Origin of the sequence: Paucibacter sp. KCTC 42545 (assembly GCF_001477625.1) — a bacterium.
GTDB lineage: Bacteria > Pseudomonadota > Gammaproteobacteria > Burkholderiales > Burkholderiaceae_C > Paucibacter_A.
This window is the reverse complement of record NZ_CP013692.1, coordinates 3874838-3897274: the sequence shown is the minus strand read 5'-3', so window position 1 is coordinate 3897274 and position 22437 is coordinate 3874838. Positions and strand designations below refer to the sequence as shown.

Here is a 22437-nt window from a genome sequence, read left to right as displayed (position 1 = left end):
TTGGCTGCCTGCCCTACTAAACCGAGAAGTCGCCTGCCCCCGCTGTGCCGCGCCCCATCATCGCTCCCTCTTCTGTTCTCGCCACCGAACTTGTTCGCCGGCCTCGCCCGCGGGTGCTTGCCAGCCTGAGCGTGCTGGCGGCCGTGGGCAGCCTGCTGCTGGCCGACGCGGCTGCTGCCCAGCCCTTGGCGCCCGAGCAAGGCCCGCGCTTGCGGTCCTCCAAAAAAATTGGCAAGCCCGGGGCGGATGCCAAGCCGGCCTTGGTCATCAGCGCCAACAAGCTCAGCACCCAGGTGGATCAGAGCTCGCAGGCCGAGGGCGATGTGGAATTGCGCTACGGTGAATTGCTGCTGCGCTCGCAAAAGCTCAGCTATGGCCAGGTGGATGATTTGGCGCATGCCAGCGGCGCGGTCGAGGTCAGCAAAGGCGGCACGCTGTTTCGTGGGCCTGAGCTCAAGCTCTACGTCAACCGCTTCGAGGGTGAATTCCTTAGCCCTAGTTATTTCTTCGCCCTGACGGGCGGCAGCGGCCGCGCCGACAGCGTCAGCTTCAGTGACGCCAAGCATTTGACTGCCGTCAACGGCAGCTACAGCAGCTGCCCCATCACCGAAGACAAGCCGCAGCAGGACTGGCAGATCACCGCCGACAAGCTGGCCATGGACTTCGACGCCAATGAGGGCGTTGCCACCGGCGCCGTGCTGCGCTTTTACGGCGTGCCCATTCTCGGCGCGCCCTCGCTGAGCTTCCCGCTGGGCCTGACCCGCAAATCGGGCTGGTTGCCGCCCAATATCAGCTTTGACAACCGCAGCGGCTTCGAGCTGGGCGTGCCCTATTACTGGAATATCGCCCCGCAACGCGATGCCACGTTGACGCCCTTCATGATGACGCAGCGCGGCGCCGGTTTGGATTCCGAGTTCCGCTATCTGGAGCCCGAGCATCGCGGCCAGGTTAACTGGGCTTTGCTGCCCAATGACCGCGCCACCCACAGCAACCGCTGGGCGCTGAATCTGGTGCAAGACGGCGAATTGGCGATGGACTGGCGCTACCGCGTGCGGGCCGAGCGGGTGTCGGACGACGATTACTGGAAAGACCTGCCCAAGCGCATGCAGAGCCCCACCCAGCGCCTGCTGCTCAACGATGTGCAATTGGCACGCGGCCACGCATTGCCCTGGGGCGAGGCCAATGCCTATGCACGGCTGCAGCGCTGGCAAATTTTGCAGGGCACGGACCCGCTGGCCAATATCGACTCGCCCTATCAGCGCTCGCCCCAGGTGGGCCTGCGTTTGAACACCGCCGCTGATGATGCAGTCTTGGATGGCTTTGTGCCCTGGGTGCGGCGCGCTCGCTTGGAGGGCGCGGTGGAGTTGGAATACAACCGCTTCGATCTGCCGCCCAATGGTCAGCTGAGCCCGACTCAGCTGAGGAACCAGGCCGCTGGCCTGCTCTACACCGGCCAGCGTGCGCATGCCCTGGCCCATGTCAGCGCGCCCATGGGTGGCGCGGCCTGGTGGTTGATTCCGCGCCTGGCGCTGAATACCGCACAGTACTCGCTGGATCAGCCCTTGCAAGACGGGCGACGGTCCATGGGCCGCAGCATCCCCAGCTTCAGCCTGGACCATGGCTGGGTGTTGGAGCGCGACAGCAGCTTGTTCGGCCGCCCCACGCTGCAAACCCTGGAGCCGCGGCTGCTCTACGTCAAAACGCCTTATCGCCAGCAAAGCAACCTGCCCAATTTCGATTCGGCCCCCAAGGATTTCAATTTCGACTCGATCTACACCGAGAACCAGTTCTCCGGCGTCGACCGCGTCAATGATGCCGATCAGCTGACCCTGGGCTTGTCCAGCCGCTGGATTGAGTCGGGTCAGGGCGAGGAAATCCTGCGCCTGGGTGCGGTGCAGCGCTTTTTGTTCAGCGAGCAGCGCATCACGCCCGACGGCACGCCGGCGAATCAGCGTCTTTCTGACCTGCTTTTGCTGGCCAGCGCCCATGTCACCGAGCAGTGGTGGGCCGACGGCCAGGTGCAATTCAATCCCGAGGCGGGTCGATCGGTGCGCACCGTCTTGCGGGCGCGTTATTCGCCCGGCCCTTTTCGCACCGTCAGCACGGCCTACCGCCTGGCACGTGGTCAGAGCGAGCAGCTTGAGCTGGCGTGGCAATGGCCGCTGTACGGCCATGACGAACGCCTGGCCGCCAAGCGCAGCGGCGGTGGCGCGTGCTCGGGGGCTTGGTATAGCGCCGGGCGGATTCAGTACAGCCTGAGCGATCGGCGCTTGACCGATTCGGTGCTGGGCCTGGAGTACGACGCCGGCTGCTGGATTTTGCGCATCGGGGCCGAGCGGCAGTCCACCGGCCTGAGTGAAGCAAGCACACGTTTGATGCTGCAAATGGAGCTGGTGGGCTTGTCCCAGCTGGGCTCCAATGCACTCAATGTCTTGAGGGACAATATCCCTGGTTACCGATCGCTGAGCGGCTCTCGCTCGGCAAGCCAACAAGCCTCCTATGACTGACATGTCTCATCGTTCCCTGACCCTTGCTGCGGCCGCATTTGTGCTGACCCTGGCGGCCAGCTCGCCCGCGCATGCCCAACGCAAAGCGTCTGATCTGCAGCCAGGGGACTACATTGCCGCCGTGGTGAACCAGGACGTGGTGGCCGCCAGCGAGGTGGTGCAACGCACCGAGCGGCTGCGCCAAGAGGCCCGCCAAAAGGGCGAGGCCATGCCCGACAGCACCTTGCTGCACAAGCAGGCCATGGAAGCCCTGATCGAGGATCGCGTGCTGGTGACCTATGCGCGTGAAGGCGGCGCCAAGGTGGACGAGGCCGAACTTGACCGTGTGGTGGCCAACGTGGCGGCGCAGAACAAGCTGAGCATGGATCAGCTCAAAGAGCGGCTCAAGCAAGAAGGCATGGACTACCGCACCTTCCGCGAGAATATGCGCGACCAGCTGATGACCGAGCGCGTGCGTGAACGCGAGGTGCAAGGCCGCATCCGCATCACCGACGGCGACATCGACAAATACTTGGACGAAAAGCGCGAAAAGCTCAGCCAGGCGGATCAGGTCAATCTGGCGCAAGTCCTGGTCAGTGTGCCGGATGGCGCCGCCGAATCGGTGGTGGCCGAGCGCAAGGCGCGCGCTGAAAGCGCTTTGGCTCGCATCAAGGCCGGTGAAGATTTTGCTGTGGTGGCCAAGGAACTCTCGGAGGACGCCAACAAGGACAAGGGCGGCGAGATCGGCATGCGTGCCGCCAGCCGTCTGCCGGACGTGTTTGTTGAGGCCGTCAAAGGCCTGAGCAGCGGCCAAGTTGCGCCCCAGCTCTTGCGCACCGGTGCGGGCTTCCATGTGCTGAAGGTTGTGGAGCGCAAGGGCGGTTCACTGACCACGGTGGTGCAAACCCATTCGCGCCATGTCTTGCTGCGCCCTTCGGCACAGCTGACCGCCGAGGTGGCTGCGCGCCGCCTGGCCGAGTTCAAGCGGGCGATTGAGTCCGGCGCCACCACCTTCGAGAAAGTGGCGCGCGAGAACTCCGAGGATGGCAGCGCGCCCGAAGGTGGTGACTTGGGTTGGATGTCCCCCGGCGCCTTCGTGCCTGAGTTCGAGCAGGCCATGGACGCCTTGCCCCTGGGTGGCATCTCTGCCCCCATCCCTTCGCGCTTTGGTATGCACCTGATCCAAGTGCTTGAGCGCCGCAATACCGAGATTGAAACCAAGGCGCTGCGCGAGCAGGCCCGTGGCGCCATTCGCGAGAAGAAGTACGACGAGGCTTATCAAGAGTGGGTGAAGGATTTGCGCGCCCGCGCCTTTGTTGAACTGCGTGAGTGGCAAGACTGATGGCCGCGCATATCGCCCGCAAGCGCTTCGGTCAGCATTTCTTGACCGATGTGCACATCATCGAGTCGATCTGCGACGCGATTGACCCGCAACCCGGCGAAGCGCTGGTGGAGATCGGCCCCGGCTTGGGCGCTATGACCCTCCCTCTGCTGAACCGCATGCCGTCCTTCAGCGTCATCGAGCTGGACCGGGATCTGGCCGCCAAGCTGCGCAAGCGCGAAAACCTGGACGTCATCGAAAGCGATGTGCTGAAGGTGGACTTCGCTGCGCTGGCTGCCGCCAAGGGTCAGAAGTTGCGCGTGGTGGGCAATCTGCCCTACAACATCTCCACGCCTATACTGTTTCATCTGCTGGGCTTTGTGGACCATGTGGTGGACCAGCACTTCATGCTGCAAAAAGAGGTGGTGGACCGCATGGCAGCCTCACCCGGCTGCAAAGACTATGGCCGCCTGACTGTGATGCTGCAGTGGCGCTATGCCATCGAGTCGGTGTTTGATGTGCCGCCCGAGGCCTTTGATCCGCCGCCGCGGGTGATGTCGGCCATTGTGCGTATGCAGCCTTTCGCCAAGCCGCCGGAACTCGATGTGAAGTTGCTGGGCGAAATGGTGGCGGCGGCCTTCTCGCAGCGCCGCAAGCTGCTGCGTCACAGCCTGGGTGTGTGGCTGACGGCGCGTGGCTTCAGTGGGCATTTCGATCTGCAGCGTCGCGCCGAAGAGGTGCCTGTGGCGGAATATGTGGCTTTGGCTCAGGCCTTGAGCGCAGCCTGACGTTTTGGGCGGCGTTTTCAGCGGCCAATAAAAAAGGGACCTTGCGGTCCCTTTTTGTTGCCTGAGCAAGCTTGAAAACTCAGATCAGGCGGCGTTGAGCCACATGGCAGTGTCAAAAGCGCTGCTCATCATGGGCATATTCATTCCGAAATTGGCATTGGCTGCTGCTTTGGAATTTTTGGCTGCTGGCTTGACCGGTGCAGCGGCGGCTTCTTCGGTAGCCCGCTCCCAAGACGCATTGTCTTGTGAGCGGGCTACTGAAAAGAATAGAAGCACCTGAACTGAACTTTGCGGTCACCCCAGTAGTCGGCGGCCTCACGGAAGACATCGAGCAATTGCTCACGCGCTTCGCGGTCGAACTTGATGTTGTCGGGCAATTGCTCCAGCACCACCACAAAGCCGGGCTGGGCGCCGGACTTGTGAACCAGATCGGTCATGCAATCGTGGAGCGCATCCAGATTTTTGCCAAAGTGGGCCGGAAAGAGGAATGCCTGGGCAATCGCTTCCAGCACGTCCTGCTTGGACTGTGCCTCGGTCAAATTGGCATACAGAAAATGCTGGCCAGCATCTTGTGCTGCCTGCATCAAGTCCTCTACGCGGTAGGCCCTTATGGCCTGCACGATATTGGGACGGACGGTCTGCAATAGCATGGTCACGATCCTCCTATATAGTCACAGAACTTTATGGTCTTCGAATGCTGACTGCGCTCGGCTTCACGGCCATCATTGGTGCTCGATGCGGCTGAAGCTGGCGTAGTGATCACCGGAGTAATAACAAACATCAGGAGTTGTCGGGGGTTTACCTCCGCAGACCAAACGCCTGGCGCCGCGATTGCGGGCACCCGGCGTGGCGACGGTGTACTCGTGGTAGTAGCCTCTAGCTTTGCGCGGCAGCAAGCGTTCACGATTGCCAAAAACCACACCGTCTTTGTCGTAGGGAAAAGGTCCCCCGGCAAGAACGAGTCGGTATGTAGATTGGGCTTCGCGAGGCAGCGCCGACAGGCTCACCGTTGCCGGTGTGGCGACCGATTCTCTGTTCTCCTTGGCTTGCACTTGGACGCCAACCGCTGCCATCGCCACAACAAAAGTGGCCAAAGCTGACTGGATCCAAATGGCCCGCGAGGGAGGCCGAGAGAGCAAAGACACGGGTTTACCCTGTTCCTGAAAGCATAATGGTATCTAAACCACCGGAAAACCTCAAGCGGCGGCGCATCAGCCCGTGCGGAATATCTGGTATGTAAGTGTGCGCACACAATCGACGAGCGGCCGAGCTGGCTTGCGCCATCGGCTGCGGCACGGCTCCTGTTAGCCCTTACAAACTTTTGTAAATACTCGGAAGCAAGGCAAATTCATGCACTGGCTTGGTGCCTGACCAGCCAGTGCATCGATGCTTCAAGTCCGCAAGGCGTTGGCGTCGGCCACGGTCAGTGCGGTCATGTTGACGATGCGGCGCACGGTGGCCGAAGGCGTCAACACATGCACCGGCTTGGCTGCGCCCAGCAGCACCGGGCCAATGGCGATGCCGCCGCCGGCCGCTGTTTTCAGCAGGTTGTAGGAGATATTGGCGGCGTCGATATTGGGCAGGACCAGCAAATTGGCTTCACCGTGCAAGGTGGAGCTGGGCATGATCTTGCTGCGGCTGGCGCCGTCCAGGGCCACGTCGCCGTGCATCTCGCCGTCCACTTCCAGCCAAGGCGCTTGCTCGCGCAGCAGCGCCAGGGTGCGACGCATTTTCAGCGCGCTGGGGTGGTCGGTGGTGCCGAAGTTGGAGTGCGACAGCAGGGCCGCCTTGGGCTGAACGCCGAAACGCAGCATTTCCTCGGCCGCCATCACGGTGATCTCGGCCAGTTGCTCGGCGGTGGGGTCGTAGTTGACATGGGTGTCGACCAGGAAGACCTGGCGGCCCGGCAGCATCAGCCCGTTCATGCAGGCATAGACCGGCACATCCTGCGGCGTGCTGGGGCTGCCGCCCACATGCTTGCCAATGACTTGGTCGATGTAGTGCAGGTGGTTGGCGGTGGTACCCCAGGTGCCGCACAACATGCCGTCAACCTCGCCCTTGTGCAGCAGCATGGCGCCGATCAGGGTCAGGCGGCGGCGCATTTCGATCTTGGCGACTTGCACCGTCACGCCCTTGCGCTCGGTCATCTGGTGATAGGTCTGCCAGAAGTCGCGGTAGCGGTGGTCGTTCTCGACGTTGACCACGTCGTAGTCGCGCCCCTCTTGCAGGCGCAGGCCGAAGCGTTCGCAGCGCTGGGCGATGACGGCCGGGCGGCCAATCAGCGTGGGCCGTGCCAGGCCTTCGTCCACCACCACTTGCACGGCGCGCAGCACGCGCTCTTCTTCACCCTCGGCGTAGGCCACGCGCTTGTTCAGTGCGCGCTTGGCCACGTTGAAGATCGGCTTCATGGTCGTGCCCGAGGCGTAGACAAAGCTCTGCAGCTTTTCCACGTAAGCAGCCATGTCGGTGATCGGGCGCGAGGCCACGCCGGACTCTTGCGCGGCGCGCGCCACGGCCGGCGCGATCTTCATCATCAGGCGCGGGTCGAAGGGCTTGGGGATCAGGTACTCGGGCCCGAAGCTCAGCGTGGCGCCAGCGTAGGCGGCGGCGACCACCTCGCTTTGTTCGGCTTGCGCCAGTTCCGCAATCGCGTGCACTGCGGCGATTTCCATCTCATCGGTGATGGTGGTGGCGCCGCAATCCAGCGCGCCGCGGAAGATGTAGGGGAAGCACAGGACGTTGTTGACCTGGTTCGGGTAGTCGGTGCGGCCGGTGGCGATGACGGCGTCGCTGCGCACCTTCTGCACTTCTTCCGGCGAGATTTCGGGCGTGGGGTTGGCCAGCGCGAAGATCATCGGCCGTGCGGCCATCTTGGCCACCATCTCGGGTTTGAGCACGCCGCCAGCTGACAAGCCCAGGAAGATGTCGGCACCGTCAATCGCTTCGCTGAGCGTGCGCTGCTCGGTCTTTTGCGCGAATGCGGCCTTGTCCGGATCCATCAACTCGACCCGGCCTTCGTAGACCAAGCCCGCCAAATCGGTGACCCAGATGTTCTCGCGCGGCAGGCCCAGCTTGACCAGCAGCCCCAGGCAGGCCAGCGCAGCAGCGCCCGCGCCCGAAGTCACCAGCTTGACCTGTTTGATGTCCTTGCCCAGCACCTTGATGCCGTTCAAAAACGCGGCGCCCACGACGATGGCCGTGCCATGTTGGTCGTCGTGGAAGACCGGAATATTCATGCGCTCGCGCAGCTTGCGCTCGACGTAGAAGCAGTCGGGCGCCTTGATGTCTTCGAGGTTGATGCCGCCGAAGGTGGGCTCCAGCGAGGCGATCACATCGACCAGCTTGTCGAGGTCGTTCTCGGCGATTTCCAGGTCGAACACATCGATGCCGGCGAACTTCTTGAACAGCACGCCCTTGCCTTCCATCACCGGCTTGGATGCCAGTGGGCCGATATTGCCCAGGCCCAGCACGGCGGTGCCGTTGGTGACCACGGCAACCAGATTGCCACGCGAGGTGTAGCGGAAGGCATTGGCCGGATCGGCCACGATTTCTTCACAGGCGAAAGCCACGCCGGGCGAATAGGCCAGGGCCAGATCGCGCTGATTGACCAACTGCTTGGTGGCGGCAATGGCGATCTTGCCTGGCGTCGGGAACTCGTGATACTCCAAGGCGGCTTGGCGCAACTGAGCTTTTTTTTCTTCGGAGGAGGAGATCATGTTGGGTTCCCGAAACAAGGCAAGAGGGGTCGGCGATTGTAGGAGGCAAGATTTGAGTGTCCGCCGAACTCGGGCGCCAGCCGTACGCGGTAACGCGCATCCGGGCGCCGCCGAGGCAAAGGATACTTGCTCCTGTCTTGCGTGCCCATCAAGCCTGTGCCCAATCCCTTGTCCCCGTTACCGCTGATACGTCCCTGGAACTGGCGGCGGGCGCTGCTGTGGGCGGCGCTGACGGTGCTGCTGCTGGTGGCGCAAACCCTGCTGGTGGCGCTGACCCTGCGCTACGAAGCCGCCCGCGGGCAAGAACGGGTGGACCAGGTGGCTGTCGAGGTGGCGGCCCGGCTCAAGCAGATCACCGACCGTGATCTGCAAGGCCTGCAGGGCTTGTTGTGGGATGACCCGCAATTGGACCAAGGCCCGCGCTGGGCTCAAGATGCCTCTTTGCTGCTGCGCCGCACCCGGCCGATTCTGCGACTGGAGTACCGCAATGCCCAGCGCCTTGTGGCGCGCAGCACCGACTCGCCCTATGTCTCGCCCATCTATCTGCAAGCTTCGCGCGAGGAGATGGAAATCGAAACCCAGCTGGCTTGCGCGGCCGCCCTGCGGCAGGGCTCGCAGCAGTTCTCGCGCAGCTATTTCATCGTGCTGGCCGGCGGGGAGGGGCTGGAGGTGGTGGACCTTTGCCTGCCGCAATTGCACACCGGGCAGCCGCCCAATTTCGTCGTCGCCACGCTGGCCTTGCGCTATTTGCTGGAAGAGGCGGTGGCCGAGGACTTGGCGCGCGAGGCCGAGTTCAGCTTTGTGGAGAGTGACGGCACCCGCCTGGCCCGCGCCGGCCTGACCCGCGGCGCCGGCTTCTACCTGGCCGAGCGCCTGGTGGACGTCAGTGGCCTGACCTTGCAGCTGAAGGTGGACAGCGCGGCGGGCCAACCCAAGCTGATCCCCAACCTCACCACGGCCCTGGTGCTGGGCTTGTCGCTGGCGCTGTTTGTGCTGGTCTACCTCTTGGCGCGCGATGGCCGCCGCCGCGCCTTTGCCGAGCATGCGCTGGCCGAGGCTCTGGCTTTTCGCCATGCGATGGAGAACTCCCTGGTCACCGGCCTGCGCGCGCGCGATATGGCCGGCACCATCACCTACGTCAACCCGGCTTTTTGTTCGATGGTGGGCTTCAAGGCCGAGGAGTTGCTGGGCCAGGCCGCGCCGCCCTACTGGCCGCCCGAGTTTGTTGACAGCTACCGGCGCCGCCATATGAGCCGCAGCGCGCGCTGGAATGCCGGGGAAGACCCGCGCCAGGGCTTTGAGACCGTGTTCATGCGCGCCGGCGGCGAACGCTTCCCGGTGCTGATTTTCGAAGCGCCCTTGCTGGACGCGCAGGGCCAGCAAACCGGCTGGATGAGCGCGGTGCTGGATGTGAGCGACCAGCGCCGGGTCGAGGAGCTGTCGCGCCAGCAGCAAGACCGGCTGCAGGCCACGGCCCGCTTGGCCACGGTGGGTGAAATGGCCTCGCTGCTGAGCCATGAGCTGAATCAGCCGCTGGCGGCGATCGCCAGCTACTCGGCCGCATCGCTCAATTTGCTCAAGCTTGAAGCGGCTGATCCGGAAACACCTGAATTGGTGCGCCAGGCCATCACCCGCATCGCCGAGCAGGCCGAGCGCGCCGGCCGGGTGATCAAGAGCGTGCACGACTTTGTGCGCCGCCGCGACCAGTCACGCGAGACCATTGCCGTTGACCAACTGATTGACGCCGTGCTGCCGCTGGTGCGATTGCAGGCGCGCAAAAGCGGCACCCGGATTGAGCTTGATTTGCCCCAGCCCATGCCGCGGGTGCGCTGCGACCGCACCATGGTCGAACAAGTGCTGCTGAACCTGACGCGCAATGCCATCCAGGCCATGGACGGCGATATGCCGCTGGACGCACGGGTGCTGACGCTGCGGGCGCGCCAGACCGCTGCCAGTTGGGTCAGCATTGCCGTTCTTGATCGTGGGCCGGGCATTTCCCCTGAGGTGGCCAAGCAGCTCTACACCCCCTTCTTCACCACCCGCGCCGAGGGCATGGGCCTGGGCCTGAGCTTGTGCCGCACGGTGATCGAGCAGCATGGCGGCGCTCTGGACTTCTTCAGCCGCGAAGATGGGCCCGGCACCGAATTTCGGTTTACCCTGGCCGCTGCGGCCAGCCCCGCCAAACCGGAGGCGGCACAGCGCCTGAGCACCGACGATGTAGCAGGAGAGTCGACTTGAGTTTTTTGATCAATCCCAGCAACTCGCGCAAATTGCCCATGGTCTATCTGGTGGACGACGAAGAAGTCATTCGTGAGTCCCTGTCCTGGTTGCTGCGTTCGCGGCGGCTCTTGTCCGAAGGCTTCGCCAGCGCCGAGGCTTTTGAGGCCATGCTCGATGCCCGGCCCGATCACGCGCGTGACTGGCCAGACGCGCCTTCCTGCCTGCTGCTGGACGTGCGCATGCCGGGCATGAGCGGCCTGGCCTTGTTCGAGCGTTTGACGCAGCGCGGCCTGGGGCCCGCCCTGCCGGTGATCTTCCTGACCGGCCATGGCGACGTGCCCACCGCGGTGGCCGCCGTCAAGCGCGGTGCCTTTGACTTCGTCGAGAAGCCTTTTTCGGACAACAGCCTGGTCGACCGGATTGAAGAGGCCTTGCTCGTCAGCGACCGCGCCATCGCCGCGCGCCAGCAGACCGGCCGCCTGGCCCAGCGCATGGCCGAACTGACCGAGCGCGAGCGTGAAGTGATGGGCCTGGTGGTGCAGGCCCTGCCTAATAAGCTGATTGCCGACCAATTGCACATCAGCGTGCGCACGGTGGAGGTGCACCGTGCCCGCGTGTTTGAGAAGATGAATGTGAAGTCGGCGGTAGAGTTGTCGAATCTGCTCAAGGAGTAGCGAAGGAGCGGACTGTTTTTCAGACAAAGGGCCAGCGGCCCAAGGACGCAAAAGCATGACGATCTTGATACTCGGCCTAGTGCTTTTTCTGGGCATTCATTCCACCCGCATCTTTGCGGAAGATGCCCGCAGCCGCTTCATCGCCGCGCGCGGTGCGGGCGCCTGGAAGGGCTTGTATGCCTTGGTCTCGGCCGTCGGCTTGGCAGCCATCATTTGGGGCTTTGCAGCGGCCCGCAGCCAGCCACTGGTGTTGTGGCCCCGCCTGCCGGGCATGGCCCATCTGGCCGCCTTGCTGACCCTGTTTGCTTTCATGCTGATGGTGGCGGCCTATGTGCCCGGCAATTTGCTGAAGGCGCGCTTGCATCACCCCATGGTCTTGTCGGTGAAGCTGTGGGCGGCAGCCCATCTGCTGGCCAATAACACCTTGGCCGATGTGCTGCTGTTCGGCGGCTTCCTGGTCTGGGCCATTCTGTGCTTCCGCGCCGCGCGCCAGCGCGACCGAGTGGCCGGCACCGTCTACCCGCCTGGCCGCTTTTGGCCCACGCTGATCACGCTGGTGCTTGGGGCTCTGGCCTGGGCTGGCTTTGCCTTGGTGGTGCATGCGGCCTGGCTAGGTGTGCGGCCCTTGGGCTGAAACGTGCGGCCTCGGCCATTGACGGGGCCATCGACGGGACAATCGGTCCGCCTGGCCTGAGACAATCCCCGCATGGGTGAATTCGATCTGATCAAGCAGTTTTTCGTGCGCGGCGCGGCCGCCAACAGCGCGGTGGCGCTGGGCATTGGGGATGATTGCGCTGTGCTTAATCCGGCAGCGGGCGCGCAGTGGCTGGTGTCCAGCGACATGCTGGTCGAAGGCCGGCACTTCCTTTCCACCGTGGCGCCCGAGCGCCTGGGCCACAAGGCCTTGGCGGTCAACCTGAGCGACCTGGCTGCCTGCGGCGCCACACCACGTGTCTTTACCCTGGCGCTGGCCCTGCCGCGCGCCGATGCGACTGGGCTAGCCGGCTTCGCTAAGGGTCTGTTCGCTCTGGCCGATGCCCATGGCATTGCGCTGGTGGGGGGCGATACGACCCAGGGCCCGCTGAATATCTGCATCACGGTGATGGGCGAAGCGCCTGCCGGCCAAGCCTTGCTGCGCAGCGGCGCGCGGGTGGGGGATGACATTTATGTGTCCGGCACCCTGGGCGATGCACGGCTGGCGCTGGAAGTCTTCCGTGGCACCGTGAGCTTGGGCGGCAGCGACTTCGAGACCGTGCGGCAAGCGATGGAATGCCCGCAGCCTCGCGTTGCCCTGGGCCAGGCTTTGCGCGGGGTGGCCAGCAGTGCCATCGATGTGTCGGACGGCCTGATCGGCGACCTCGGCCATATCCTGCAAGCCAGTGGCGTTGGCGCCAGCCTGGAAGCCGATGCCTTGCCGCGCAGCGCCATCTTGGCCGCGCAAACCTTGGCCGTGCAGCGCGAATGCGGCCTGGCCGGTGGGGACGATTACGAGTTGGTGTTCACCGCTGCGCCCACGGCGCAGGCGGCGGTGCTGCACGCGGCCCAGACCAGCGCAACGCCCGTGACCCGCATCGGCCGTATCGAGGCCCAGCCGGGCTTGCGCCTGCTGGACCGTCAGGGCCAAGCCCTGGCAGCCAGCTTCAGCAGCTTTGACCATTTCAAATCATGAGTGACGATCTTTCTGTCGCGCCCGCCTCGCGTGCCTCTCCCGCCGCGCCGCGCCGCGCCACCGCCCGCTTCATGCTGGCCCATCCGGCGCGCTGGATCGCGCTGGGCTTTGGCAGCGGCTTGTCGCCCAAGGCACCGGGCACGGTGGGCACCTTGTGGGCCTGGGCGTCCTTCCTAGCCTTGCATCCGCATATGACGGATGCGCGCTGGGCCGTCCTGCTGCTGGGCGGCACGCTGGTGGGCTGGTGGGCCTGCACGGCCACGGCGCGCGCCATGGCAACGCCTGACCCCGGCGCCATTGTTTGGGACGAGGTGCTGGCCTTCTGGCTGGTGCTGTGGCTGGTCATGCCTACCGGCTTGCTGGGCCAGGTGATTGCCTTCGGGCTGTTCCGTTACTTCGACGCCGCCAAGCCGGGGCCGGTGCGCTGGGCCGACCAGTTGTTCAAGGGCGAGCGTGGTCAGCCAGTCACGTGGGCGCAAGGTTTCGGCATTTTGTTTGATGATTTTGTGGCAGCAGGATGTACGCTCTTGGTGATCGCTGTGTGGCGATTCCTGTTCTATTGACGAGGTGTGGCGGCGCGCAAGAGCGCGCCAGCGAGGCAAGTGCGCAGGCCCTGTGAAACGGCGCGCAGACACCATCTGATCGAGAGGAAAAAGCATGCATTTCCCGGAAGAGCAAGAGTTGATCGATCGCATCGGCCTGGCCCTGATGCAGCGGCGCGAAAAAGTCGGCACGGCCGAGTCCTGCACCGGCGGGCTGATCGCCGCGGCCTGCACCAGCTTGTCGGGTTCAAGCCAGTGGTTTGAGCGCGGCGTGGTCAGCTACAGCAATGAATCCAAGACCGAGCTGCTGGGCGTGCCGGCAGCGCTGATTGACCTGCATGGCTCGGTTAGCGGCGAGGTGGCGCTGCACATGGCGCGCGGCCTGCTGGCGCACGCGCCGATTGATTGGGCCCTGGCCGTCACCGGCATTGCCGGGCCTACCGGCGGCAGCGCGGACAAGCCGGTCGGCACGGTCTGGTTGGCTCTGGTGCATGGCTGTGGCGAACCTAAGGTTTGGCAGGAGTTGTTCACCGGCGACCGCCATGCCGTGCGCACTGCGACGCTGCGCTCTGGCTTGATGGCTTTGTGCGAGGCTTTGGAAGACAAAGACCGATGAGTTTGCTCTTGCTGGGCAGCTGGACGGCTGCCGAACGCGAGCGCTGGCTGGCGCTCTTGCAAAACGAATTGCCGGGCGAACAGTTTGAACTGGCGCCTCCTGCCGAATCCACCGACGCCGCCGCTGCGGCGGCGGTCGAGGTAGCCATCGTGGCCAACCCCGTGCACGGCAGCCTTCGTGGCTTGCCCAATCTGCGCCTGATCCAGTCGGTCTGGGCTGGGGTGGACAAGCTGCTGGCCGACCCCGATTTGCCGACTGGCGTGCCAGTGGCCCGCATGGTCGACCCCGCCATGAACGAGGCCATGGTGCAGACCGCTTTGTGGGCCGTGCTGTCCTTGCATCGTGGCTTCTTCCGCTTGGCAAAACAGCAGGCGCTGGCGCTGTGGTGCCAGCCCGCACAGCCGCGGGCCAGCGAGTGGCGGGTCTTGGTGCTGGGCCAGGGCGAGCTGGGTGGACGGGTGGCGCGCGCGCTGGCAGCGCAAGGCTATGCGGTCAGCGGCTGGCGCACGCAGGCTGGTGCTGCTGGCGGGTTTGATGACACCCAGGTGCGCGGCTTGTGCGGCGAGGCCGCGCTGGCGGCGGCTTTGGCCGAGGCCGATACGGTGATCAATTTGCTGCCGCTGACCGATGCCACGCGCGGCTTTTTCAATACCCGCCGTTTTGCGCAAATGAAGCGTGGCGCCGGCCTGGTCAATTTGGCGCGTGGCGCCCATGTGCGCGAAGGCGATTTGCTGCTGGCGCTGGAACAAGGCCAGCTGGGCCACGCGGTGCTGGATGTGTTCGCCCAAGAGCCGCTGGACCCCGCCCACGCCTTTTGGCATCACCCCAGGGTGACCGTGCTGCCGCATTGCGCGGCCCAGACTGATGCGCGCAGTGCCGCGGCCGTGGTGCTGGGCAATTTGCGAGCGCTGCGCGAGGGGCGGCCCTTGGCCCACTTGGTGCAGGTCGCGCGGGGCTACTGAGCTTGCACGCTGACCACCGCCGAGCCTGACGAGGATCGACTGGCCCGGCTTAGATCAAGGGGTCGGTTTTGAGCTGCTCCAGCACCGTGGCGGTGGAGTCACCGTTCAGGTCGGGCGCTTGCCAGCCCTTGGCCCAGTTGAAGAAGTGGGCCTCAGGCATGGGCCTGGCGATGAAGAAGCCCTGGCCTTCGTCGCAACCCAGGGCGGCCAGAATATTCCAGGCCTTGGCGGATTCCACCCCTTCCGCCACCACCGTCAGGCCCAGGTTGTGGGCCAGCTCGACGGTGGAGCGCACGATCTTGGCGTCGCCCAAATCGTGCTCCATATTCATCACGAAGCTCTTGTCGATCTTGAGCTCATTGACCGGCAGGATCTTCAGATAAGCCAGTGAGGAGTAGCCGGTGCCGAAGTCGTCGATCGACAGCTTGAAGCCCAGCTCGCTGAGCTGCGCCAAGGTGCCCATGGCGCGCTGCGGGTCGTCCATGATTGCGCTTTCGGTGATCTCCAGGCACAGCGCCTGGCTGGTCGCGCCATGGGCTTGCAGCAAGCGCATGATCTTGTCCGGCAGGTCTTGATCGAGGAGATCGCGGGTCGAGAGATTGACGCTGATGCGCATGGGCAAGCCCTGCGCCTGCGCCATCGCCCAGGCGCGAATCGAGGCGGCAATCACCCAGGTGGTGAGCGTGCGGATGAAGCCGGTCTGCTCGGCAAAAGGAATGAAGTGCATCGGCGGCACCAGGCCGCGCACCGGGTGTTGCCAGCGCACCAGGGCCTCGGCGCCCAGCACCTGGCTGCGCCCCAGGTCGACCTTGGGCTGCAGGTACAAGCGCAGCTCGCCGGCCTCCACCGCATGGCGCAACTCACCCAGCAGCGAGAGCGACTCCTGGCTGGCCACATCCATGCCGGGGGTGTAGATCAGGCTGCCGCTTTGGCGCTTCTTGGCTTCCATCATGGCTAGGCCGGCGCGGGTCAGCAGCAATTTGCCCTCGTAGCCATGCTGGGGCGCCAGGCTGATGCCGATGCCGGCGCTGAGGTCCACGGTCTGTTCGCCGAGTTGCATGGGGCGCTCGAAATTGCGGCGGATGGCGTCTGCCAAGCCCAGCGCTGCCGCCTCGTCGCCCAGATTGAGCAGCAGGGCGAACTCGTCGCCGTTCAGGCGCGCCAGCACATCGTCATCGCCTTGCAGCAGAGGGCCTAGGCGCTCGGCCACTTTGCGCAGCAGCAGGTCACCGAATTCATGGCCCTGCACATCGTTGACATGCTTGAAGCGGTCCAGGCCCAGCACCAGCACGGCGCAATGGCCGCCGGGCCGTGCCAGCAAGCGGGTGGCCAAGCGGCTGAAGCCGGCGCGATTGGTCAGGCCGGTCAGCGCGTCTTTGAAGGCCAGTTCATTGAGTGCGGCGTCACGCTGCCGGATGCCTTGGCGCATGGATTCGAGCGAGCGCGCCAGGTCGCTGACTTCGGCGGCGCCGCTGAGCGCCTGCACTGGGGTGTCGTAGTCGCCATGGCCCAGGCGGTCGGCCGTGTTGGCCAGCGAGCGGATGGGCGTGCTGATGCGCCGCGCCATCAACAAGCTGGCCAGTGCAAAGGTCAGCAGGCCCAGCAGGGTCAGTGCGGCCAGGGTCAGGCGCAGGCGGTCAAAGGTCTCGAAGGCGAGATCGAAATTGCGCAGCAAGAGCACGGCCAATTCTTGCTCGCCGTCACGCACCAGCGGACGCAGCATGCCGCGCATATCGTCGGCGCCCAGCTTGAATTTGATGGCGCCCGCCTCGTGCAGGTTTTGCTGGTCCAGCGCATCGGTTTGCACCTTGTTCAAGACCGAACCTTGGGTATGCCAGGCTTCATCCGGGTGCAGGCGCAGCATGAAGGAGCTCTTGACCTGCGAGAGCATGCGCAGCTCCTGCAGCGGCCCGGCGCCCAATTCATCGGCCATCAGCAGCCAACCGCCGGGTTCCACGGCCTTCACCTGCACGGCCACGATCAGATAGGCGCGGCCTTGCCGCAGCAGCAGGTGCGACTGCCAGGGCGTGGATGCACCGTCTTGCTTGGCCATGGACAAGACCAGCGCGGGCAGGCGGGCGGCGAAGTCGGGGGCTTCTGGGGCGGTGGCGGCCACCAGCTTGAACTGGCTGTCGGTGTAGGCGATCAGGCCTGACTTGAGCAGGCGCTGGTTTTTGGATTCAAGCTCATGGCTCAGGCTGAGTTCAAGATCGGTCTTGCTCAGCCTGTCGGCATTGGCCAGCAATTGGCGGATCGCGTAGCTGTGCTCGAAGTCGCGCAGCATGGCGGCGCGTTGCTCGACCTGCTGCGTCAGCAGATGCTCCAGCACGCGTTGGCTAGTCTGCAACTCGGCTCTGACGGTTTGCTCGGTGTTGGCGCGGATGCTGGCGTCAGTGATGGTCCAACTGCTCACCTGCACAACGGCCAGCAGGGCCAGGAAAGGCACCACCATGCGGCCTTCGAGGCGGCGCAGGTTGAGGAAAGCCGGCAGGCGCAATGTCATAGGGGCTTCAAGAGGCGGGCTTGATCAGAATGCAGTGTGTCCAGCGTTGTCGGCGCAAATCGGGGCTGACTTAAACCGGCAACGGTGCGGGCCTTAGCCCGCTTGCAGGGCCAAGATGTGCGCCCGCTGGCCGCGGCCGGCGGTGGCTTCCACCAGCATCAGGGCCAGGCGGCGCAGGCCGGCCCAGGCGTCGCTGGGCCAGTCGGGGTGGCGCAGACCTTTGACCAGGCCGTCACAGACCTGGGCGGCCGCCACCAAGCGGGTCAGATCGGCACTGTTCAAGCCGGGCACGATGCGCTCGAACAAGCGCTCTTTCGGGCCCCAGACGCGCGATTCGCGCAGCGCCATCGGCAGCGGCTTGCCGCCGTCCACCGCATCGCGCACCCGCTTGAGCGCGCGGATGTCTTCGGCCAAGCTCCAGTGCACCAGCACCGCGGCCTCGCCCTCGGCCTCCAGGCCGTCGAGCATGCGCAGCACGCGCCCCACCTGGCCGCCCAGCACCGCTTCGCTGAGCTTGAAGACGTCGTAGCGGGCCACATTCAGCACGGCCGCCTCGATCTGCGCCAGGCTCAGTTCACCTTGCGGATGCAGCAGGGCCAGTTTTTGAAGCTCTTGGTGCGCGGCCAGCAAATTACCTTCCACTCTGTCGGCAAAAAAGGACAGGGCGCGTTGCCCTTCCTCGCCTTCGGGCACGCGCTGGCCTTGGGCCACCAGGCGTTGGGCAATCCATTGGGGCAGGCCGCGGCGTTCCACCGGCTCAACCTTGACCGTGGCGCCAGCGCCGTCCAGCGCCAGGAACCAGGCGCTGTTCAGCTGTGTGCGGTCCAGCTTGGGCAGGGTGACCAGGGTCAGCACATCTTCGGGCAAGCGTTCGCAATAACGCTGCAATGCCTCGGAACCCTCCTTGCCGGGCTTGCCCGAAGGAATTCGGATCTCGATCAGCTGACGCTCGGCAAACAGGCTCATGGCCTGGGCCGCGCCCAGCACCGGTGCCCAATCGAAATAGGCGCCTGCCACGGTGAAGACCTTGCGCTCCCCATAGCCTTGCGCGCGCGCGGCAGCGCGCACCGCGTCGGCCGCTTCCTGGGCCAGCAGCGGCTCGTCACCGAACACGGTATAGATGGGGCGCAAGTTCTTGGCGAGTTGCTGCGGCAGGGCGTCGGCGCGGATCTGCATGCTTGTCTCAGTCAGGCTCAGCCGGGCAGACGCACGGCGGCAAGCCGGCGCATCAGCTGGTTCACCACATCGGAATTCATCGAGCGGTAGAGCTGCGCTTCTTCCTGCTCTTTGGCCAGCGCATGCGTCTCGGTGTAGTTGAGGTCGCGTGACATGCGCAGCTCGGTGCGCGGCAGCAGCAGCTCGCCTGCGCTGGTGCGCAGCAGATAGTCCAGCTTCACCCGCAACTGCCATTCCCGCACCTGGCCGGCGCTGGTGGACACGACCGAGCTCTTGTCGCGCGTGTCCAGCAAAACTTCCAGCACCAATTCGGCCTTGTTGGCGTCTTCCATCACCTTGACCGGGGTGCGCGCCAGCTGGCGGCGCAACTCCAGGGCCAGCGAGGAGCCGGGCGCAAAGCCGGTCAGGGCGATGCTTTGAAACAGCAACTCAGGCTCGCGCCGCGGTGCAAAGCCGCAGGCCGTCAGGCCCGTGGCCATGGCCATCAACAAGAACGAGCGGCGCGGCGCAGTCACGCTCAGGCGACCACGTTGACCAAGCGGCCCGGCACCACGATGACCTTCTTGGGGGCGCGGCCTTCGCAGAACTTGATGCACTCCTCATTGGCCAGGGCGGTGGCTTCGATGGTGGCCTTGTCTGCCGTGGCCGCCACCTTGATGGCGCCGCGCAGCTTGCCGTTGACCTGCAGCATCAGCTCGATCTCGTCTTGCACCAGGGCGGCTTCGTCCACCTTGGGCCAAGGCGCGTCGAGCAGATCACCCAGCTCGGCAGCAAAGCCCAGGTCTTGCCAGAGCTGATGGGTGATGTGCGGGCAGGCCGGGTAGAGCAGGCGCAGCAGCACCGAGAAGCCTTCACGCAGCGCGGCGTCCTGGCCTTGGGCCTTGAAGGACTCCAGGGCGTTGAGCAGCTTCATGCCGCCCGACACCACGGTGTTGTACTGCATGCGCTCGTAGTCGTAGCTGACTTGCTTGAGCACCAGATGCACCTCGCGGCGCAGGGCCTTGCCGTCGCCATTCAGGGCGGCAAAGTCACGGCCGCCTTGCGCGATGGCGGCGGCGTGCTTGACGCCAAAGGCCCAGACACGCTTGAGGAAGCGGTGCGCGCCTTCCACGCCGGCGTCATTCCACTCCAGGGTCTGCTCCGGCGGCGAGGCGAACATGACGAACAGGCGGGCCGTGTCGGCGCCGTACTGGTCGATCAGGGCTTGCGGGTCCACGCCATTGTTCTTGGACTTGGACATGGTGGTCATTTCGTAATCCAGCGGCAGGCCATCGGCCTTCAGCGTGCCACCGGTGATCTGACCATGCTCATTGGTCTGAACGTTGACCTCATGCTCCCAGTAATAGTTCTTGCCCGCGTCGGCCGGCTTGCGGAAGAAGGCGCCCTTGAGCACCATGCCCTGGGTGAGCAGCTTGGTGAAAGGCTCGTCCATCTTGACCAGGCCGAGGTCGCGCATGACCTTGGTCCAGAAGCGGGCGTACAGCAGGTGCAGGATGGCGTGCTCAATGCCGCCGATGTACTGGTCCATGGCCGCGCCCTGGCGCATCCAGTAGTCGGTGCCGGCGCCCACCATGGCGTCCTTGTTCTGCGCGTCGCAATAGCGCATGAAGTACCAGGACGAGTCCACAAAGGTGTCCATGGTGTCGGTTTCGCGCTGCGCCGGCTTGCCGCACTTGGGGCAGGCGACGTTGAGGAAACCGGCATGCTTTTTCAGCGGGTTGCCGCTGCCATCGGGAATGCATTCCTCGGGCAGCACCACGGGCAGATCCTGCGCCGGCACGGGCACCGGGCCGCAGTCATCGCAATGGATGATGGGGATGGGGGTGCCCCAGTAGCGTTGGCGGCTGATGCCCCAGTCGCGCAAGCGCCAGGTGGTTTTCTTCTCGCCCAGGTTCTTGGCGCCAACCAACTCGGCCACCTTGCTAACGGCTTGCTTGTGCGTCAGGCCGTTCAGCTCGCCGGAGTTGACGCAGACAGCGCGCTGCTTGTCGCCATACCAGTCGGCCCAGGCCTCGAGCGAGAAGGTCTCGCCCTCGGCTTGCACCACTTGCTGGATCGCGATGCCGTATTTCTTGGCAAAGGCGAAGTCGCGTTCGTCGTGGGCGGGCACGCCCATCACGGCGCCGTCGCCATAGCTCATCAGCACATAGTTGCCGACCCAGACTTCCACTTGCGCGCCGGTCAGCGGATGGGTGACGAACAGGCCGGTGGCCAGGCCCTTCTTCTCCTGCGTGGCCAGTTCGGCTTCCGTCGAACCACCGCGTTTGCATTCTTCGATGAAGGCGGTCAGGGCGGGCGAGGAGGCGGCGGCATGAGCAGCCAAGGGGTGCTCGGGCGCCACGGCGCAGAAGGTCACGCCCATGATGGTGTCGGCGCGCGTCGTGAAGACGTAGAGCTTGCCGTCTTGAATCAGCTCGCCTGCGGCGTTAGCAATCGTGTGCGGGAAGGCGAAGCGCACGCCCTCGCTCTTGCCGATCCAGTTTTCCTGCATCAGGCGCACGCGCTCGGGCCAGCCGTGCAGGTATTGCGGGCTGCTGGGGTCGGCCACGGCGGCCAGCAACTCGTCGGCGTACTTGGTGATGTTGAGGTAGTAGCCGGGGATCTCGCGCTTCTCGACCAAGGCGCCGGAGCGCCAGCCGCGGCCGTCGATCACTTGCTCATTGGCCAGCACGGTCTGGTCCACCGGGTCCCAGTTGACGACTTGGGTGCGGCGCTCGGCAATGCCGGCTTCCAGCATCTTGAGGAACAGCCACTGGTTCCACTTGTAGTAGGCGGGCGTGCAGGTGGCGATTTCGCGCGACCAATCAATCGCCAAGCCCATCGCTTGCATCTGGCTCTTCATGTAGGCGATGTTGTCGTAGGTCCACTGCGCGGGCGGCAGCTTGCCCTTCATGGCCGCGTTCTCGGCCGGCAGGCCGAAGGCATCCCAGCCCATGGGCATCAAAACGTTGTAGCCCTGCATGCGCAGCTGACGCGCCAGCATGTCGTTGATCGTGTAGTTGCGCACATGGCCCATGTGCAGCTTGCCGCTGGGGTAGGGCAGCATGGAGCAGGCGTAGAACTTGGGCTTGTTCTCATCCTCAGTGACGCGGTAGGCGTCACGCTCGTTCCAATACTGGCGCGCAGCGGCTTCGATCTCGTTGGGGGCGTACTTTTCGTTCATGCGTCAAATTGTAGGGGCTGCGCTTGGGCGGGCCGCTGGCGCGGCCGGCCCGATTGCCGGGATTTCGAAGGGTGTGGCTGGCTGCTGTGGCCAGACGGCGAAAAGGGTCAGGGTGTCAGGGGTACGCGGCGCGAGGCATCACGAGGCTGGCGGCGCGGGCCATACCGGATCACTCGCCCTTGGCGGGGGAATTGGTCACGAAAGCGATGCGGCTCAAACCGGCGGCCTGGCACCAGCCGATCAGCTCGGCCACTTGGCCGTAGGGCACGGCCTGGTCGGCGCGCAACTGCACTTCTTGCTCGGGGTTGGCGCGGCCGAGTTCGCTCAGGCGCTTTTGAAAGGCGGCACGGTCCAACTTTTGCTCGCCGAGGTAGAGCGCGCCATCGGGCTGCAGCGCCACCTGGATGAAGGCGGGCGCCTCCGAGGGGCTGGCCGCTTCGCTCTTGGGCAGATCCAGGCGCAGTGAGGAGGCCATCAAGGGCGCGGCGATCATGAAGATCACCAGCAGCACCAGCATGACGTCGATCAGCGGCGTCATATTGATCTCGCCCATCGGTTTGGGCAGCTCGCTGCGTTCGAGGCGGCCGAATGCCATGACTAG

General features: G+C 64.7%; 18 protein-coding genes. 10 read left to right on the top strand and 8 right to left on the bottom strand.

From position 1 onward, the window contains the following. Nucleotides 1–113: 113 nt before the first annotated feature. Genes AT984_RS16725 through rsmA form a run of 3 tightly spaced genes read left to right on the top strand, consistent with a single transcriptional unit; the run spans nucleotide 114 to nucleotide 4595 of the window. Nucleotides 114–2507, top strand: coding sequence for an LPS-assembly protein LptD (locus AT984_RS16725; RefSeq protein WP_058721072.1), 2394 nt, complete (start codon nucleotides 114–116; stop codon nucleotides 2505–2507). Nucleotide 2508: 1 nt separating this feature from the next. Then, nucleotides 2509–3828, top strand: a complete 1320-nt coding sequence (locus AT984_RS16720) for a peptidylprolyl isomerase (RefSeq protein WP_156422068.1) — start codon at nucleotides 2509–2511, stop codon at nucleotides 3826–3828. Beyond that, complete coding sequence (gene rsmA / locus AT984_RS16715) at nucleotides 3828–4595, top strand: 16S rRNA (adenine(1518)-N(6)/adenine(1519)-N(6))-dimethyltransferase RsmA (protein ID WP_058721070.1); 768 nt, start codon at nucleotides 3828–3830, stop codon at nucleotides 4593–4595. Before AT984_RS16720 ends, rsmA begins: the two co-directional genes overlap by 1 nt. A 254-nt stretch (nucleotides 4596–4849) precedes the next feature. Here rsmA and AT984_RS16710 read toward each other — a convergent pair whose 3' ends face one another. The 3 genes from AT984_RS16710 to AT984_RS16705 all read right to left on the bottom strand — a co-directional run bounded on the left by AT984_RS16710 (nucleotide 4850) and on the right by AT984_RS16705 (nucleotide 8311). After that, nucleotides 4850–5245 carry a barstar family protein gene (locus AT984_RS16710; protein ID WP_058722401.1) on the bottom strand — a complete coding sequence of 132 codons (396 nt, stop codon included), beginning with the start codon at nucleotides 5243–5245 and terminating at the stop codon, nucleotides 4850–4852. A gap of 72 nt (nucleotides 5246–5317) precedes the next feature. After that, nucleotides 5318–5668: a ribonuclease domain-containing protein gene (locus tag AT984_RS22570; RefSeq protein WP_082680114.1), complete on the bottom strand. Its 351-nt coding sequence runs from the start codon at nucleotides 5666–5668 to the stop codon at nucleotides 5318–5320. Nucleotides 5669–5986: 318 nt separating this feature from the next. Next, nucleotides 5987–8311 carry an NADP-dependent malic enzyme gene (locus AT984_RS16705; RefSeq protein ID WP_058721069.1) on the bottom strand — a complete coding sequence of 775 codons (2325 nt, stop codon included), beginning with the start codon at nucleotides 8309–8311 and terminating at the stop codon, nucleotides 5987–5989. Between the two features lie 168 nt (nucleotides 8312–8479). On the opposite strand from AT984_RS16705, the gene AT984_RS16700 reads away from it, so the two are divergent. From AT984_RS16700 to AT984_RS16670, 7 genes are all read left to right on the top strand, one after another. Further along, complete coding sequence (locus AT984_RS16700; RefSeq protein ID WP_156422067.1) at nucleotides 8480–10549, top strand: sensor histidine kinase; 2070 nt, start codon at nucleotides 8480–8482, stop codon at nucleotides 10547–10549. Between the two features lie 38 nt (nucleotides 10550–10587). Beyond that, nucleotides 10588–11205, top strand: a complete 618-nt coding sequence (locus AT984_RS16695; protein ID WP_058722399.1) for a response regulator transcription factor — start codon at nucleotides 10588–10590, stop codon at nucleotides 11203–11205. 55 nt (nucleotides 11206–11260) lie between these two features. Then, entirely contained in the window at nucleotides 11261–11839 is a 579-nt protein-coding gene (locus AT984_RS16690) for an NnrU family protein (protein WP_058721068.1), read from the top strand. 72 nt (nucleotides 11840–11911) lie between these two features. Next, a complete protein-coding gene (gene thiL / locus AT984_RS16685; protein WP_058721067.1) occupies nucleotides 11912–12874 on the top strand; it encodes a thiamine-phosphate kinase in 963 nt (320 codons plus the stop codon). Then, nucleotides 12871–13437, top strand: a complete 567-nt coding sequence (locus AT984_RS16680; RefSeq protein WP_058721066.1) for a phosphatidylglycerophosphatase A family protein — start codon at nucleotides 12871–12873, stop codon at nucleotides 13435–13437. The genes thiL and AT984_RS16680 overlap by 4 nt, the downstream gene beginning before the upstream one ends. 94 nt (nucleotides 13438–13531) lie before the next feature. Next, nucleotides 13532–14032 carry a CinA family protein gene (locus AT984_RS16675; RefSeq protein ID WP_058721065.1) on the top strand — a complete coding sequence of 167 codons (501 nt, stop codon included), beginning with the start codon at nucleotides 13532–13534 and terminating at the stop codon, nucleotides 14030–14032. Beyond that, nucleotides 14029–14994, top strand: a complete 966-nt coding sequence (locus AT984_RS16670) for a 2-hydroxyacid dehydrogenase (protein WP_058721064.1) — start codon at nucleotides 14029–14031, stop codon at nucleotides 14992–14994. Before AT984_RS16675 ends, AT984_RS16670 begins: the two co-directional genes overlap by 4 nt. A 49-nt stretch (nucleotides 14995–15043) precedes the next feature. On the opposite strand, the gene AT984_RS16665 is transcribed toward AT984_RS16670, so the two are convergent. The 5 genes from AT984_RS16665 to AT984_RS16645 all read right to left on the bottom strand — a co-directional run bounded on the left by AT984_RS16665 (nucleotide 15044) and on the right by AT984_RS16645 (nucleotide 22431). Then, nucleotides 15044–17497 carry a putative bifunctional diguanylate cyclase/phosphodiesterase gene (locus AT984_RS16665; RefSeq protein WP_058721063.1) on the bottom strand — a complete coding sequence of 818 codons (2454 nt, stop codon included), beginning with the start codon at nucleotides 17495–17497 and terminating at the stop codon, nucleotides 15044–15046. A gap of 93 nt (nucleotides 17498–17590) precedes the next feature. Next, nucleotides 17591–18673, bottom strand: a complete 1083-nt coding sequence (holA, locus tag AT984_RS16660) for a DNA polymerase III subunit delta (RefSeq protein ID WP_058721062.1) — start codon at nucleotides 18671–18673, stop codon at nucleotides 17591–17593. Nucleotides 18674–18690: 17 nt separating this feature from the next. Further along, nucleotides 18691–19188 (bottom strand): LPS-assembly lipoprotein LptE, encoded by a 498-nt coding sequence (locus AT984_RS16655; RefSeq protein ID WP_231741444.1) that lies wholly within the window; start codon nucleotides 19186–19188, stop codon nucleotides 18691–18693. A 2-nt stretch (nucleotides 19189–19190) separates the two neighbouring features. Then, nucleotides 19191–21836: a leucine--tRNA ligase gene (leuS, locus tag AT984_RS16650; protein WP_058721061.1), complete on the bottom strand. Its 2646-nt coding sequence runs from the start codon at nucleotides 21834–21836 to the stop codon at nucleotides 19191–19193. Between the two features lie 169 nt (nucleotides 21837–22005). Continuing rightward, nucleotides 22006–22431 (bottom strand): ExbD/TolR family protein, encoded by a 426-nt coding sequence (locus tag AT984_RS16645; protein WP_058721060.1) that lies wholly within the window; start codon nucleotides 22429–22431, stop codon nucleotides 22006–22008. Nucleotides 22432–22437 lie beyond the last annotated feature (6 nt).